Genomic DNA, 14489 nt, shown 5'->3' with positions numbered 1-14489 from the left:
CGCGCGCTTTCGCGGCCGCAACTGACCCGAGGAGTTTCGATGCCGCTGACACCGGCCGACGTGCACAACGTCGCCTTCAAAAAGCCGCCGATCGGCAAGCGGGGGTACGACGAGGAGGAGGTCGACGCCTTCCTGGACGAGGTCGAGCGTGAGCTGGCCCGTCTGATCGAGGAGAACAACGAGCTGCGCGCGCAGGTGGAGCGCGGCGGTCGGGGCGGGGCCCCTGCCGGCCCCGGTGGCGACGCCCGGCTCGCGGCGGAGCTCAACGACGTCAAGGCCCAGCTCGACCGGGTGCAGCGCGACAAGGCCGCCGCCGAGCAGGCCGCCCGCGCGATGCAGGCGGAGCTGGAGCAGGTCCGCACGACCGGCGGTCCGGCCGTCGGCGGCGACGGCGAGCAGCAGGCGCTGCGGGTGCTGATGATGGCCCAGCGCACCGCCGACGACCACGTCTCCGACGCCCGTCGGGAGGCCGACCAGCTGCTCTCCGAGGCCCGCTCCAAGGCCGAGGAGGTCACCCGCGAGGCGCGGGCCAAGGCCGACGCGCTGGAGCGCGACGCCCGTCAGCGGCACCAGGAGGCCATGGGGGGCCTGGACGCCAAGCGGACCGCGTTGCAGAAGCACATCGAGGAGCTCAAGCAGTTCGAGCGCGAGTACCGCACCCGGCTCAAGGCCTACCTGGAGAGCCAGCTGCGGGACCTCGACGGTCGGGGCCAGGGCCTCGAAGCCGAGATGACCCGCGCCGAGGGCACCCGTGCCGTCGGTGGCAACGGTCTGGCCGCAGCGGGCCTCGCCGGCTCGTACGGTGGCGGTCGCTCCGGCGCCCTCGAAGCGGGCCGCTGATCCACGGTCGGCGACCGTCCCCCGACGGTCGCCGACCCACCACGACCCACGACGCTGCGGGGGTGAGCCCGTGCTAGTCGCCAGTCTCCTGCTCATCCTCGTCGCCGTGGTCCTGCTGGTGTTCGGTCTCGTCGGCGGCTCCAGCACCCTGTTGACCAGCTCCATCGCGGCCAGTCTGCTGGCCGCCGTCGCCCTGGTGGCCGGTGCCCGCCAGGCAGCCGTGACCAGGGCGAGGGCGGCGGAACGGGCCGAGGCACGCGGTCGGAGCGCGACGGAGTCCCGTCCGACCGCCCCGCCGCCCACGACCGCGCCGTCGGACGAACCGACGACGTACCCCCCGACGACGTTCGGCACCGGTGGCGCCGGGTGGCGGCAACCACCCGGCCAGCCGGTGGCCGGCGACCCCGTCGGCGCGGCCACCCGCCCCGACGCCGGTGCCTGGGAGCCCGACGCGGAGGCCCCGTGGGACCCCGTCGTCGTGCCCTCCGCGTCGGGGCCGGACCACGCCGCCCCGCCGGCCGACCGTGCCCCGACCGACCCCGCCCGACCCGACCCGGACGACCCCCGCTGGGACCCGGCGGACGACCCGGCCTGGGCGGCCGGGGACGACCCCGGGCCACCCTGGGATCCGCCGGAGGACGACGCGTCGCCGTGGGATCCACCGGCCCAGCGGGTCCCACCCGCCGACGCCGCCCGGGTGGCCCGACTCGACGCCGAGGTGCTGGTGGTCGACGGGCATCCCCGCTACCACCTGCCCTCCTGCGCCCACCTGATCGAACGGGAACACGAGCCGCTGCCGGTGGACGAGGCGATCTCCCTCGGGTTCACCCCGTGCGGTCTCTGCAACCCGGACACCGCCCTGCTCGCCGACACCTACCCCCGCTGAGGCCGGCGTCGATGCCCACGGACGACACGCTGACCGTCGCGGTGCGGGTGAAGCCCGGCGCGTCCCGGGCCCGCGTCGGCGGCTGCTTCGCCGGCCCGCACGGACCCGCCCTGGTGATCGCCGTGACCGCCCCGGCGGTGGACGGCCGGGCCACCGAGGCGGCCCGGCGGGCGCTGGCCGGTGCCCTGGGCGTCCGCCCGTCGGCGGTGGCGCTGCGCACCGGTGCGGCCAGCCGGGACAAGCTCTTCCTGGTCGACCGACCGGTGCCCGGTCTGAGCGGGCTGCTGCGGCGGCTGCGCGACGGATCGGCCGGGTGACGGCGCCCCGGGTGGGGCGCCCGTGACGCCGGGACTGGATCTGGCCCTGCTCCTCGGCGCGGCCGTGTTGCTGGTGGCGATCGGTGCGGTGCGGTTCTCCACCCGGTTGGGCGTGCCGAGTCTGCTCGTCTATCTGGCGCTCGGGGTGGCGATCGGTGAGGCCGGGCTGGGCATCCGGTTCGACGACGCCGAGCTGACCCGGATGCTGGGTTTCTGCGCGCTGATCGTGATCATCGCGGAGGGCGGGCTCACCGCCCGGTGGAGCACCCTGCGCCCGGTGCTCGGGCTGGCCGGCGCGTTGTCCACCGTCGGGGTGCTGGTCAGCATCGTCGTCGTGGGCCTGGTGGTGCACCTGCTGCTCGGGCTGGACTGGCGGTTGGCCCTGCTCTACGGCGCGGTGCTCTCCTCCACCGACGCGGCGGCGGTCTTCGCCACGCTACGCCGGTTGCGGCTGCCGCCCCGGCTGGTGGCCGCGCTGGAGGCCGAGTCGGGCATGAACGACGCCCCGGTGGTGATCCTGGTGGTGCTGCTGTCGCGCACCGGGCCGGTGGAGCACCCGTGGTGGTTCGAGGTCCTCCTGGTCGGCTACGAGCTGGGGGTGGGCGCGGCGGTCGGGGTGGCCGCCGGGCTGGCCGGCCGGTTCGCGTTGCGGCGGGCGGCGCTGCCCTCCTCCGGGTTGTACCCCATCGCCGCCGTCGGTTTCACCGTGCTGGCGTACGCCGCCGGGGCGGTGCTGCACGCCTCCGGCTTCCTCGCCGTCTACGTCGCCGGGGTGCTGCTCGGCAACGCCCGGCTGCCGCACCGGCAGGCCATCCTGGGATTCGCCGACGGGCTGGCCTGGCTTGCCCAGATCGGGTTGTTCGTGCTGCTCGGGCTGCTGGCCACGCCGCAGCGGCTGCACACCGCGCTGCTGCCGGCGGTGGTCACCGGGCTGGCCCTGCTGTTGCTGGCCCGGCCGCTGTCGGTGCTGGTGTCGGCGCTGCCGTTCCGGGTGAGCCTGCGTGAGCAGCTCTTCCTGTCCTGGGCGGGGCTGCGGGGTGCGGTGCCGATCGTGCTGGCCACCATTCCGCTGTCGGCCCGGGTGCCCGGGGCGGACCGGTTGTTCGACGCGGTCTTCGTGCTGGTGGTGATCTTCACGGTGCTCCAGGCGGGCACGCTCGCGACGGCGGCCCGCCGGCTGCGGGTGACCGCCCCGGCCGAGCCGGCGGAGATCCGGGTGGAGACCGCGCCGTTGGAGCGGATGCGGGCGGACCTGCTCCAGTTGGAGGTGCCGGCGGGGTCCCGGCTGGCCGGGGTGCACGTCGACGAGTTGCGGCTGCCGGTGGGCGCGTCGGTGACCCTGGTGCTGCGCGACGGGGTGGGCTTCGTACCGGGGGCGGACACCCGGCTCAAGACCGGGGACAGCCTGTTGATCGTGGCGACCGCCGGGGTGCGGGACGAGGCGGAGCGCCGGCTGCGGGCGGTCAGCCGGCGGGGTCGCCTGGCGAGGTGGTTCGGCGAGTACGGCGAGGATCGGGACGGATGATCTGCTAGTCTTCTTTTTGCCCCAATTAGGGGTTATTAGTGGCTGAATAGCGGCGCAACGGTCCGGCACGTTGTCGGAAACCTGTACGTTCCGTATTCTTGCCAACCTCCGGAGTGCGCGGCCACCGTTGCCGTGCGCCCGTTTTGTTACCTGGGGACGCCATGTCGGCGCACCCTGTCCGGGCACCGCCGACCGCCGCGTCCCGCGGCTGAGGGAGCTGACGATGGCGAAGCCAGCCGACACCAGGACGGCCGGTCGCAAACCGGCGGCGAAGGCCACCGCGCAGGCCACCCGCAGCGCGGCGGAGACCGAGAAGATCCGGGCGGCCCTGGCGGCCCGACGGGACGAGCTGCGCGCCGAGTACGATCAGACCCTGAGCGAGATCACCGAGCTGCAGCGCGACCGGTTGACCGATTCGGCCGGGGACGACCAGGCCGACACCGGCACCAAGACGTTCGAGCGCGAGCAGGAGATCTCCCTCGCCAACAGCATCCGGGAACGGATCACCCAGGTCGAGCGCGCGCTGGAGCGGCTCGACGAGGGTGGCTACGGATGGTGCGAGCGGTGCGGGAACCCGATCCCGGTGGAGCGGCTCGCCGCCTTCCCGTCGGCGACCCTCTGCGTGACCTGCAAGCAGCTGGAGGAGCGGCGCTGACGTCCACTCCCCGGTGACCTCGAGAGACGGCGGACCCGCGTCGTCGGGACAGTCGATGGGGAGTCGATGACCACAGCACCGACCGCCGGACCCGGCACCACCGGGCCGGCCGGCCGCACCCCCCGACGCAGGGCGGTCGTGGTCCTCGTCGGCATCGCGACGCTCGCGTTGCTGACGGATCTGCTCACCAAGCATCTCGCCCTGCAACTGCTCGACGACCGGGCGCCGGTGCGCCTGCTCGGCGGGGCCGTCTATCTCACCCTGACCCGCAACAGCGGTGCGGCGTGGAGCATCGGCGCCGACCACACCTGGGTGTTCCCGCTGATCACCATCGGGGTGGTCGGCTGGATCAGCTGGATGGCGGTCCGGCTGCGGTCGTTGCCGTGGGCGGTCTCCCTGGGGCTGGTGCTGGGCGGGGCGCTGGGCAACCTCGCCGACCGGATCTTCCGGGCCCCCGGTCACTTCGTCGGTCACGTGGTCGACATGGTCAGCCTCTTCGACCCGTACGGCCAGGTGTGGCCGGTGTTCAACCTGGCCGACAGCTGCCTGGTCTCCGGGGTGCTGCTGGCCGTGCTGCTGGAGTTGACCGGCCGCCAGCGCGACGGGCGACGGGTCGGTGCCAAGGGCGACACCGACACCGCCCCCACCGACGCGACCCGGACCGCCGCCGCCCCCACCGGACCGGCCGCCGCCGCGCCGACGGCGACCGACGCCGAGCCGCGGGAGCGGGCGTGACCGCCGCCGGTGGCGACCACCGTTCCCTGCCCGTGCCGGACGGCCTCGACGGCATGCGGCTGGACCAGGCGGTGGCACGCCTCTTCGGGCTCTCCCGCACCGCCGCCGCCGCGCTCGTCGACGCCGGGGACGCGCTTGTCGACGGCGTGATCCGGCAGAACTCGCACAAGGTCAAGGCCGGTTCCTGGCTGGAGGTGACGCTGCCCGCGCCGGTCGCGCCGCCGACCGTGGTGCCGCAGGCGGTCCCCGGGTTGACCGTGGTCTACGCCGACGACGACATCGTGGTGGTGGACAAGCCGGTCGGGGTGGCCGCGCACCCCAGCCCCGGCTGGACCGGCCCGACCGTCATCGGTGGCCTCGCCGCGATCGGCCACCGGATCTCCACCAGCGGGGCCGCCGAACGGCAGGGTGTGGTGCACCGCCTCGACGTGGGCACCACCGGGATCATGGCGGTGGCCAAGAGCGAGCAGGCGTACACCGCGCTCAAGCGGGCGTTCAAGTACCGCGAGGTGGAGAAGCGCTACCACGCGGTCGTCCAGGGTCACCCCGACCCGTCGCGCGGCACCATCGACGCCCCGATCGACAGGCACCCGCACCACGACTACCGCTGGGCGGTGGTCTCCGACGGCAAGCCGAGCATCACCCACTACGACACCATCGAGGCGTTCCCGGCGGCGAGCCTGCTCGACGTCCGGCTGGAGACGGGGCGTACCCACCAGATCCGGGTGCACTTCTCGTCCCTGCGGCACCCGTGCGTCGGCGACCTCACCTACGGGGCCGACCCGACCCTGTCGGCGCGGCTCGAACTGCGCCGGCAGTGGCTGCACGCCCGGTCGTTGACCTTCGCCCATCCGCGTACCGGTGACGACGTCACCTTCGTCAGCGAGTACCCGGACGATCTGGCCCGCGCGCTGACGATCCTGCGCGACTGACCGGTGCCGGGTAGTCGCCCGGGCGTCGGGCCGCCCGCCGTCGCGTCCCGGCCGCGCCGGGGGCTGGTCACCGCAGCGGTGCTGGCCGTCGGCGCGGTGCTGCTCACCGTCGGCTGGGTGGCCCGCCGACCCGCGCCGGTGGGTGACCGCACGGTCGGGCAGGTGACCCGGGTCGGGGTGCTGCCGGGTGACTCGCTGCCCGGGTACGCCGCCGCGGCCCGGGCCGAACTCGCCGGGCTGACCGCCGGGGCGTACGCGCTGGTCAGCTTCGACCGCTACCTCGTACCGGACCGGTTGCCGGCGCTGCTCGCCGACGTCGAGGTCGCCGCGGTGGTGGTGCGGGTGCCGCTGCCCGGTCGGCAGACCGAGGTGGTCCGGCTGCCGGCGCAACTGCTGCCGCAGGACGTCACCGCCGGCATGGCCGGCCTCGCGGACCGCAAGGACCGGGAGGCCGCCGACCAGCGGCGGCGGGCCGCCGACACCACCGACCCCACGGCCCGTCAGGGGTACGAGACCGGGGCGCAGGTCGCCGGGCGGGAGGCGGCCGGCTACCGGGCGGCCTGCGCCTGCGTCTACGCGGCGGTGATCCGGGCCGACCCGACCGCGCTGCGTGCCGTGGCCGGACGCGACGGGGTCCGGGCGCTCGATCCCGCCCCCGAAGTGGCCCGGCTGGACCGGACGGTGTTCCTGCCGCCGCTGCCGGAACAGCGGGACGTGGCCCGGCCACCCGCCGACACCGCCGCAACACCGGCGCACCCGGCGTCCACCGGCCCGGTCCCGACGCCGGGTGGGGCGATGGGCGATTCGTCGGAAGGGGCACCCGCTGTGATCGCCCCGGCACCGTCGTCGAGCGGGGTCGGGCCGGGGTCCGCCCCGACCCCCGCCCCCACCTCCCCGGACTCCCGTAGCGGTGGGTCGTCCGACCGGTCGCCGTAAGTATTGTTCCCGGGGGATGTGTGCAGACCGGTGTGGTCCGAATAGGGTTTCGTTCGTAGCCTGTCAGGCGGAGATCGACGGCGCGGGAGGGCGAGCCTTGGACGGCAGCGAGACCGGCTGGGGTCGGTCGGCCGAACCGGCACCGCGATGGCGGGCGCTCTTCGAGCGTGCCCGCCTCGGCGGACGCGCCGCCGACCAGGCGGAGCCGGACCGCCGCGACGAGCAGCCGGTCCGGGACCCGTTGCCCGGCCGGGGGCCCGCCGGCGGCTGGTCCGGGCGGGGATCGGCTTCCGTGCCACCACCCGCCGACCCGGGCTACGGTGCGCAGCCCGGCTACGAACCGGACCCGGGCTACCGCGCCGGGGCCGGCTACCGGGTCGACCCGCCGCGCCGCGCCGCGCCGGACTATCCGGTCGAGCCCGCTCCCGGCTACCGCGCCGACCCGGGCTACCGCGCCGACCCGGCCTACCCGGCCGATCCCGGTTATCCGGCCGGCTCCGCCCCCGGTTACCCGGCCGACCCCGGCTACGCAGCCGCTCCCGGCTACCCGGCCGACCCCGGCTACCCACCGGAGCCGGCCCGGCCGCCGGAGCCGCCTGTCGTCCCGTCCCGCTACGCCCTGCTGGACAACGGCTACCGGTCCGAACCGCCACCCCCCGAGTCCCGGTACGCCCTGTTGGACAACGGATACCGCGCGCCCGGCTACGCGCCGCCGGAGCCGACGTACCAGCCGCCGCAACCCGCCTACCCGGAGCCGGCCTACCCGGAGCCCGGCTACCCGGCCGCGCCCACCTACCAGCCGGAGCCGCCGACCTACCCGCCGGCGGTGACCGCCGACCGGAGCTACCCGGCCCGGATCGAGCCGGCCCGCATCGAGTGGCGTCAGCAGGGCCCCCAGGACGAGCAGGAACGCGCCGCCGGCATCCTCCGCCGTGACCTGGGCACCCCCCGGGTGCTCGCGTTCGCCAACCCCAAGGGCGGGGTGCACAAGACCACCGCCACGGTGCTCGCCGCCGCCACCGTCGGCAGCGTCCGGGGCCGGGGCGTGCTCGCCTGGGACGACAACGAGCTGCGCGGCACCCTCGGCCTGCGCGCCGGCAGCGCCCGGCACGCCCGCACGATCCGGCACCTGATCAGCGACCTGGCGCACATCGAGATCCGCGACGGCGCCGAGCTGCTGGAGTCCCTCGACGACTACCTGCGGCACGCCTCCGACGGCTCGTACGACGTGCTGGCCGGGGAGGAGAGCCCCCGGTTCGCCCAGCGCCTCGACCAGTTCACCGTCAAACGGGTGCTGGAACTGCTGCGGCGCACCCACGACGTGGTCTGCGTGGACACCGGCAACAACGTGGAGAGCCCCAACTGGCGCACCGTCATGCACGCCGCCGACCAGCTCGTGGTGACCACCGTGCCCCGGGAGGACGCCGCGTTCAGCGCCGACTGGATGCTCGACCTGCTGCACGAGGAGGGCATGGGTGAGCTGGCCGACAACGCGGTCACCCTGATCTCCTGCCCCACCCCGGGCCGGTCGACGCTCCAGGACGACCTGGAGCGGCACTTCGCCACCCGGACCCGGGCCGTCGCGGTGGTGCCGTACGACCCGGTGCTGGAGACCGGGTCGTCGATCGAGTACCACCAGCTCCAGGCCGAGACCCGGGCCGCGTGGCTGCGGGCCGCCTCGGTGATGGTGGAGCCGTTCGCCCGCTGAGGGGCGGTACGGGCTCCGCCGCCCCGCCGTACCGCCCCGCCTGAGAGGATCATCGGGTGAGCCCGGACACCCCCGATCCGTACCGCCCCGCCGACGCCCCGGCGGGTGTCGCGCCCACCCCGCACACCGTCCCCACCGGGGCACCGGCCGACGGGCCACCGACCGTGTCCGGATACGACCCGGGCGGGTCGTATCTGCCGTGGCCGCCGCCGTCGGGCGGGCCGACGCAGCCGGGGGAGCAACGCCCCCGGCACACCCGCGCGGTGGCGGCCAGCCTCGTGCTGGGCCTGACCCTGCTCGGGGGGCCGCTGGGGCTGCTCTGGGCGGCGCTGGCCCCGGACACCCCGGTGCTCAAGACCGCCGAGGGTGCCGTCTACGCCCAACCCCAACCGGAGCAGCCGATCGCCGCCGACGGCTGGTTCAGCCTGCTCGGCCTCGGGTTCGGGGTGCTCGCCGCGATCGCGGTGTGGACGCTGCTGCGCCGCCGACGCGGGCCGGTGAACCTGGTCGCGCTGACCGTGGGGGCGCTCGGCACCGCCCTGGTCGCCTGGCAGCTGGGCCGCCGGATCGGGCTGGACGGCTACCAGCGGCTGCTCGCCACCGCCCCCGCCGGTACGCCGTTCGACAAACCGGCCGACCTGCGGGCCGGGGGCATCGAACGGGTCCTCGGTGTGCTGCCGCTGCCGTACGGCAACCTGCTGCTGCCGGCGTTCGCCGCCGCCGTCACGTACACCCTGCTGGCCGGCTGGTCCCGCTGGCCCTCGCTGCGCCCGGAGCCGGAGCCCGGCGGGCCCGGATGGCCGGTCGACCCCGGTGCCACCGGGTGGTCGGGCGCCGGCGTCACCGGCCCGCCGCCCGGACCCGGGATGCCCGCCGCCCCCGACCAGCCGGGGGACGACGGGGTGGCCGGGGTCAGTTGGGGGCCGGCGGGGACGCCAGCTCCGACAGCGGCACCGGAACCGCCCGCACCTGACGCAGCAGGGCCGACTCGCGATTGAGCAGCCGCAGCTCGGCGCGGAGCCGGGCGGTGGTGTCGTCGATGGCGAGCAGCCGCTGCCGGTCGGCCACGGTCAGCACGGCGGTGGCCGCCACCAGGTGCGACAGCACCGTCGGGTCCTCCGGGAGCTGCTCGGACAGCTCCTGCGGGTCGGCCCGGATCAGGCCCAGGTACTGCCGGAAGACCGCGATCACCCGGGCCGCCAGCACCTCGGCGGCCTCGTCCGGGCCGGTCGGCTCGGGCAGCCACTCGACGTCGGCGGTCAGGTAGGGGGCGGACTCCCGGTCGATCCCGGTGACCCGGAACCGTCGCCGGCCCACCGTGACGATGTCGAAGCCGCCGTCGTCCAGCTCGTTGACCTGGCGTAGCTCGGCGGTGCAGCCCACCTCGTGCAGGGTCACGTCGCCGCCGCCCGGGGTGGCCCGACCCGCGCCCGGGGCGACCTCCCAGCCGGAGCGGATCGCCAGCACACCGAACTCGCGGGGCGCCCCCTCGGGCTGCCCGACCAGGTCCCGCACCAGGTGGCGGTAACGCTCCTCGAAGATGTGCAACGGCAGCACCAGACCTGGAAAGAGCACCGTGGCGAGGGGGAACACCGGCAGCCGTGCGGTCACGCGTCCGAGCGTAGCCCGATCCCGCGACGTCGGCGTGTCCCGGCTCACCGTCTCGCGGTACGGGCGGCGCGGGTCGCCCTCCGGGCCGCCGCCTAGACTCGGGAGCGTGTTGAATCGGATCGACCTGCGCGGCGGGGTCCGTGACCCGCGCCGACTGCTGCCCCGTGCCCAGCTCGACGTGTCCGTGGCCGTCGAGCGGATCCGCCCGCTCGTCGAGGCCGTCCGTGACCATGGGTACCCGGCGATCCGGGAGGCCAGCGAGCGGTTCGACGGTGTCTGCCCGCCGGTACTGCGGGTCCCGGCCGAGGCGATCACCGAGGCGGAGGGGACGCTCGACCCCGACGTGCGGGCCGCGCTGCTGGAGTCGATCAGCCGGGCCCGTCGGGTGCACGCCGACCAGCGGCGCACCGACCACACCACCCAGGTGGTGCCGGGCGGCACGGTCACCGAGCGCTGGGTGCCGGTCGACCGGGTCGGCCTCTACGTCCCCGGCGGGCTGGCGATGTACCCGTCGACCGTGGTGATGAACGTGGTGCCGGCCCAGGTGGCCGGGGTCCGCTCGCTGGTGGTGGTCAGCCCGCCGCAGCTGGACAACGGGGGGCTCCCGGACGCCCGGGTCCTCGCCGCCTGCGCGCTGCTCGGCGTCGACGAGGTGTACGCCGTCGGCGGAGCCCAGGCGGTCGCCATGCTGGCGTACGGGTCGGCGGTCGACGCGGGGGGCACCCTGCACTGCGCGCCGGTCGACATGATCACCGGGCCGGGCAACATCTGGGTCACCGCCGCCAAGCGGTTGCTGCGCGGGGTGGTCGGCATCGACGCCGAGGCCGGCCCGACCGAGATCGCCGTGCTGGCCGACGACACGGCCGACCCGGCGCACGTCGCCGCCGACCTGATCAGCCAGGCCGAGCACGACCCGTTGGCGGCCAGCGTGCTGGTCACCCCGTCGGTCGAGCTGGCCGACGCGGTCGACCGGGAGCTGGCCCGGCAGGTGCCGGCCACCAAGCACGCCGAGCGGGTCGGCACCGCGCTGGGCGGGCAGCAGAGCGGCATCGTGCTGGTCGACGACCTGGCCGACGGGTTGCGGGTGGTCGACGCGTACGCCGCCGAGCACCTGGAGATCCAGACCCGCGACGCCCGCGACTGGGCGCTGCGGGTACGCAACGCCGGGGCGATCTTCGTGGGCCCCTGGGCGCCGGTGTCGCTCGGCGACTACTGCGCCGGCTCCAACCACGTGCTGCCCACCGGCGGCTGCGCCCGGCACTCGTCCGGGCTGTCCGTGCAGTCCTTCCTGCGCGGGGTGCACCTGGTGGAATACACCCGGGAGGCGCTGCGTGACGTCGCACCGCACGTGGTGACCCTGGCCACCGTGGAGGACCTGCCGGCGCACGGGCAGGCGGTAGCGGTGCGGTTCGCCGGGGAGGCGTCGTGACCACCCTCGACGACCTGCCGATCCGCGACGACCTGCGGGGCCGCTCGCCGTACGGGGCGCCGCAGCTCGACGTGGCGGTCCGGCTGAACACCAACGAGAACTCCTACGCGGTGCCCGAGCCGGTGGTGGAGGCGATCGGCAAGGCCCTCGCCGCCGAGCTGCGTGACCTCAACCGCTACCCGGACCGCGAGGCGGTGGCGCTGCGCGCCGACCTGGCCGGCTACCTCGGGCACGGGATCACCGCCGAGCAGGTCTGGGCGGCCAACGGCTCCAACGAGATCCAGCAGCAGCTGCTGCAGGCGTTCGGCGGGCCGGGGCGCAGCGCGTTGGGCTTCGTGCCGGCGTACTCGATGCACCCGTTGCTGGCCCTGGGCACCGGCACCCGGTGGGTCCCGGCCCAGCGGGGGGTCGACTTCGGGCTGACCGCCGACGAGGCGGTCGCCGAGGTCCGGGAGCACCGCCCCGACGTGGTCTTCCTCTGCTCGCCGAACAACCCGACCGGCACCGCGCTCGACCCGGCGGTGGTCACCGCCGTGCTCGACGCCGCGCCCGGCATGGTGGTCGTCGACGAGGCGTACGCCGAGTTCGCCCGACCGGGCACGAGCGACGCCCTGGCGCTGCTGCCCGGCCACCCCCGGCTGGTGGTGACCCGGACCATGAGCAAGGCGTTCGGCTTCGCCGGTGGCCGGTTGGGCTACCTGGTCGCCGACCCGGCGGTGGTGTCGGCGGTGCAGCTGGTCCGGCTGCCGTACCACCTCTCGTCGCTCACCCAGGCCGCCGCCCGCGCGGCGCTGGCCCACCGTGACGCCCTGCTCGGCACCGTCGACGCGATCAAGGTGCAACGGGACCGGATCGTCGACACGCTGCGGGGCCGGGGTTTCCGGGTGGCCGACAGCGACGCCAACTTCGTGCTCTTCGCCGTCGGCGGCGACCAGGCCACCGCGTGGCGGACCCTGCTCGACGCCGGGGTGCTCGTCCGGGACGTGGGCCTGCCCGGCTGGTTGCGGGTCACCGCCGGCACCCCCGCCGAGACCGACGCCTTCCTCACCGCGATGGAGAAACTGTCATGAGTCGCACCGCCCGGGTGGAGCGGATCACCAAGGAGACCAAGGTCCTCGTCGAGATCGATCTCGACGGCACCGGCCAGGCCGAGATCAGCACCGGGGTCGGCTTCTACGACCACATGCTCCACCAGATCGCCCGGCACGGCGGCTTCGACCTGACCGTCCGCACCGTCGGTGACCTGGAGATCGACGCCCACCACACGATGGAGGACACCGCGCTGGCCCTGGGCGCCGCGTTCGACCAGGCGCTGGGCGACAAGGCCGGCATCCGGCGGTACGGCTCGGCGACCGTCCCGATGGACGAGGTGCTCGTCCGGGCCGCCGTCGACCTGTCCGGCCGCCCGTACGTGGTGCACGACGAGCCGGCGCTGTCGCCGTACATCGGGCCGGTCTATCCGACCAGCATGACCCGGCACATCTGGGAGTCCTTCGGCCAGTCGGCCCGGGTCACCCTGCACGTCGACGTGCTGCGGGCGGCCCGGCCGGGCGGCCACCCGGACGCCCACCACGTGGTGGAGGCCCAGTTCAAGGCGGTTTCCCGGGCGCTGCGGGAGGCCACCGCGCTCGACCCGCGCAACGCCGGTGTGGTGCCCAGCACCAAGGGCGCGCTGTGACCGGCGCGGTCGCCTCCGGTTCCGCCCGGCACTGCCCGTCGCGGGTCGGCCGACCAGGGGGGTGGCGCTGATGGGCCCGGTGCTGCCGACCCTGCTGCTGATCCTCGCCGGCATCCTCGTCGGTGGGGCCTGGTCGTTGTACCGGCAGGACGCGCCACGCGGTGCGATCGTGGTCACCGGGCTGCTCGCCGTGCTGGCCACCGTCGGCGGGGTGCTCTGGCTGCTACCCGGGGAGGGCTGATGGGCGCGCACGGCACCGGCAAGCGGATCGTGGTGCTCGACTACGGCTCGGGCAACCTGCGGTCGGCCGAGCGGGCGCTGGCCCACGCCGGGGCGGACGTGACCGTCACCGCCGACCTGACCGCCGCCGCCGATGCCGACGGCCTGGTCGTGCCGGGTGTCGGCGCGTACGCGGCCTGCATGGCCGGGATCGAGGCGTCGGGTGCCGGCCCGGTGATCGCCGAACGGGTCACCGCCGGCCGCCCGGTGCTCGGCATCTGCGTCGGCATGCAGGTGCTCTTCGCGCACGGTGACGAGCACGGGGTGGTGACCAAGGGGCTGGGGCTGCTGCCCGGTGGGGTGACCCGGCTGCCCGCCGACCGGTTGCCCCACATGGGCTGGAACACGGTGACCCCGCCGGACGGGTCGGTGCTCTTCGCCGGGTTGCCCGCCGACAGCCGGTTCTATTTCGTGCACTCCTACGGGGTGCTCGACCAGGCGTCGTTGCGCGAGGCGGGCGCCCGGGTCACCACCGCCCACCACGGCACGGAGTTCGTCGCCGCGGTGGAGTGGGGCCCGCTGTCGGCGGCCCAGTTCCACCCGGAGAAGTCGGCCGAGACGGGTGCCGTACTGCTGCGCAACTGGCTGGCCACGGTTGACTGAGACGCGCGGCGGCACCGGGTCGGGTGTGCGGTGAGTAAGGAGCGGGCCCGTCGGCGGGCCGTCCGGGAGGCGGAGGCGGCCCGCGACCGTGTCGTACGCCAGCGCAAGTTGGCCCGTCGGCAGCGTCGCCGCGCCCTGGTCCGTCGGGTCACCCCGCAGTGGCGGCGGGGCCGGACGGGCCGGTTGGCCCGGCGCAGCCGGGGGGAACGGGCCGCCATCGTCGGGTTGACCGGCGCGGCGCTGGTGCTGATCTGGGTGTTCGTCGACGATCTCGCGCTGCGGGTGGCGCTGGTCGTGCTGTTGCTGCTGGTCCTGCCGGCGATCGTGGTGATCGCCCTGGACCGTCGGATCTGAC

At 75.1% G+C, this 14489-nt stretch carries 17 protein-coding genes; 16 read left to right on the top strand and 1 reads right to left on the bottom strand.

The window, feature by feature from the left end; genetic code table 11:
* Positions 1 to 39 precede the first annotated feature (39 nt).
* The 10 genes from J7462_RS10845 to J7462_RS10800 all read left to right on the top strand — a co-directional run bounded on the left by J7462_RS10845 (position 40) and on the right by J7462_RS10800 (position 9532).
* Positions 40 to 840, top strand: coding sequence for a DivIVA domain-containing protein (locus J7462_RS10845; RefSeq protein ID WP_088643047.1), 801 nt, complete (start codon positions 40 to 42; stop codon positions 838 to 840).
* Positions 841 to 1060: 220 nt separating this feature from the next.
* On the top strand, positions 1061 to 1726 hold the full coding sequence (locus tag J7462_RS33590) for a hypothetical protein (RefSeq protein ID WP_374197571.1): 666 nt from the start codon (positions 1061 to 1063) through the stop codon (positions 1724 to 1726).
* Between the two features lie 11 nt (positions 1727 to 1737).
* The gene (locus J7462_RS10835; protein ID WP_208569724.1) at positions 1738 to 2043 is read left to right on the top strand and encodes a DUF167 domain-containing protein; all 306 of its coding nucleotides are present in this window, start codon (positions 1738 to 1740) and stop codon (positions 2041 to 2043) included.
* Positions 2044 to 2065: 22 nt separating this feature from the next.
* Positions 2066 to 3568, top strand: a complete 1503-nt coding sequence (locus J7462_RS10830; protein WP_219463914.1) for a potassium/proton antiporter — start codon at positions 2066 to 2068, stop codon at positions 3566 to 3568.
* Positions 3569 to 3791: 223 nt separating this feature from the next.
* On the top strand, positions 3792 to 4223 hold the full coding sequence (locus tag J7462_RS10825) for a TraR/DksA C4-type zinc finger protein (protein WP_204959263.1): 432 nt from the start codon (positions 3792 to 3794) through the stop codon (positions 4221 to 4223).
* A 66-nt stretch (positions 4224 to 4289) separates the two neighbouring features.
* Positions 4290 to 4958: a signal peptidase II gene (lspA, locus tag J7462_RS10820; RefSeq protein ID WP_219463913.1), complete on the top strand. Its 669-nt coding sequence runs from the start codon at positions 4290 to 4292 to the stop codon at positions 4956 to 4958.
* Between the two features lie 53 nt (positions 4959 to 5011).
* The gene (locus J7462_RS10815; RefSeq protein WP_255598443.1) at positions 5012 to 5890 is read left to right on the top strand and encodes an RluA family pseudouridine synthase; all 879 of its coding nucleotides are present in this window, start codon (positions 5012 to 5014) and stop codon (positions 5888 to 5890) included.
* Between the two features lie 3 nt (positions 5891 to 5893).
* The gene (locus tag J7462_RS10810; RefSeq protein ID WP_219463912.1) at positions 5894 to 6826 is read left to right on the top strand and encodes a hypothetical protein; all 933 of its coding nucleotides are present in this window, start codon (positions 5894 to 5896) and stop codon (positions 6824 to 6826) included.
* Between the two features lie 97 nt (positions 6827 to 6923).
* A complete protein-coding gene (locus J7462_RS10805) occupies positions 6924 to 8534 on the top strand; it encodes an AAA family ATPase (RefSeq protein ID WP_219463909.1) in 1611 nt (536 codons plus the stop codon).
* A 56-nt stretch (positions 8535 to 8590) separates the two neighbouring features.
* Entirely contained in the window at positions 8591 to 9532 is a 942-nt protein-coding gene (locus tag J7462_RS10800; protein ID WP_308290858.1) for a DUF2567 domain-containing protein, read from the top strand.
* Here the strand turns inward: J7462_RS10800 and J7462_RS10795 are convergent.
* Entirely contained in the window at positions 9447 to 10145 is a 699-nt protein-coding gene (locus J7462_RS10795) for an LON peptidase substrate-binding domain-containing protein (protein ID WP_219463906.1), read from the bottom strand. The two genes, J7462_RS10800 and J7462_RS10795, sit on opposite strands and share 86 nt — an antisense overlap.
* A gap of 106 nt (positions 10146 to 10251) precedes the next feature.
* Here J7462_RS10795 and hisD point away from each other — a divergent pair, with 106 nt between their 5' ends.
* From hisD to J7462_RS10765, 6 genes are all read left to right on the top strand, one after another.
* Complete coding sequence (gene hisD, locus J7462_RS10790) at positions 10252 to 11574, top strand: histidinol dehydrogenase (RefSeq protein ID WP_208569717.1); 1323 nt, start codon at positions 10252 to 10254, stop codon at positions 11572 to 11574.
* On the top strand, positions 11571 to 12644 hold the full coding sequence (locus J7462_RS10785) for a histidinol-phosphate transaminase (protein WP_219463904.1): 1074 nt from the start codon (positions 11571 to 11573) through the stop codon (positions 12642 to 12644). The genes hisD and J7462_RS10785 overlap by 4 nt, the downstream gene beginning before the upstream one ends.
* A complete protein-coding gene (gene hisB, locus J7462_RS10780; protein ID WP_219463902.1) occupies positions 12641 to 13252 on the top strand; it encodes an imidazoleglycerol-phosphate dehydratase HisB in 612 nt (203 codons plus the stop codon). Before J7462_RS10785 ends, hisB begins: the two co-directional genes overlap by 4 nt.
* Before the next feature lie 70 nt (positions 13253 to 13322).
* The gene (locus tag J7462_RS10775) at positions 13323 to 13493 is read left to right on the top strand and encodes a hypothetical protein (RefSeq protein ID WP_168222542.1); all 171 of its coding nucleotides are present in this window, start codon (positions 13323 to 13325) and stop codon (positions 13491 to 13493) included.
* Positions 13493 to 14134 carry an imidazole glycerol phosphate synthase subunit HisH gene (gene hisH / locus J7462_RS10770; protein WP_219463899.1) on the top strand — a complete coding sequence of 214 codons (642 nt, stop codon included), beginning with the start codon at positions 13493 to 13495 and terminating at the stop codon, positions 14132 to 14134. The genes J7462_RS10775 and hisH overlap by 1 nt, the downstream gene beginning before the upstream one ends.
* A gap of 30 nt (positions 14135 to 14164) precedes the next feature.
* Complete coding sequence (locus J7462_RS10765) at positions 14165 to 14488, top strand: hypothetical protein (RefSeq protein ID WP_091237477.1); 324 nt, start codon at positions 14165 to 14167, stop codon at positions 14486 to 14488.
* Position 14489: the final 1 nt, after the last annotated feature.

Origin of the sequence: Micromonospora sp. RL09-050-HVF-A (genome assembly GCF_019374995.1) — a bacterium.
Classification (GTDB): Bacteria; Actinomycetota; Actinomycetes; order Mycobacteriales; family Micromonosporaceae; genus Micromonospora; species Micromonospora antibiotica.
The sequence above is the reverse complement of the archived record's forward strand: the minus strand, read 5'-3'. Positions and strand labels throughout refer to the sequence as shown.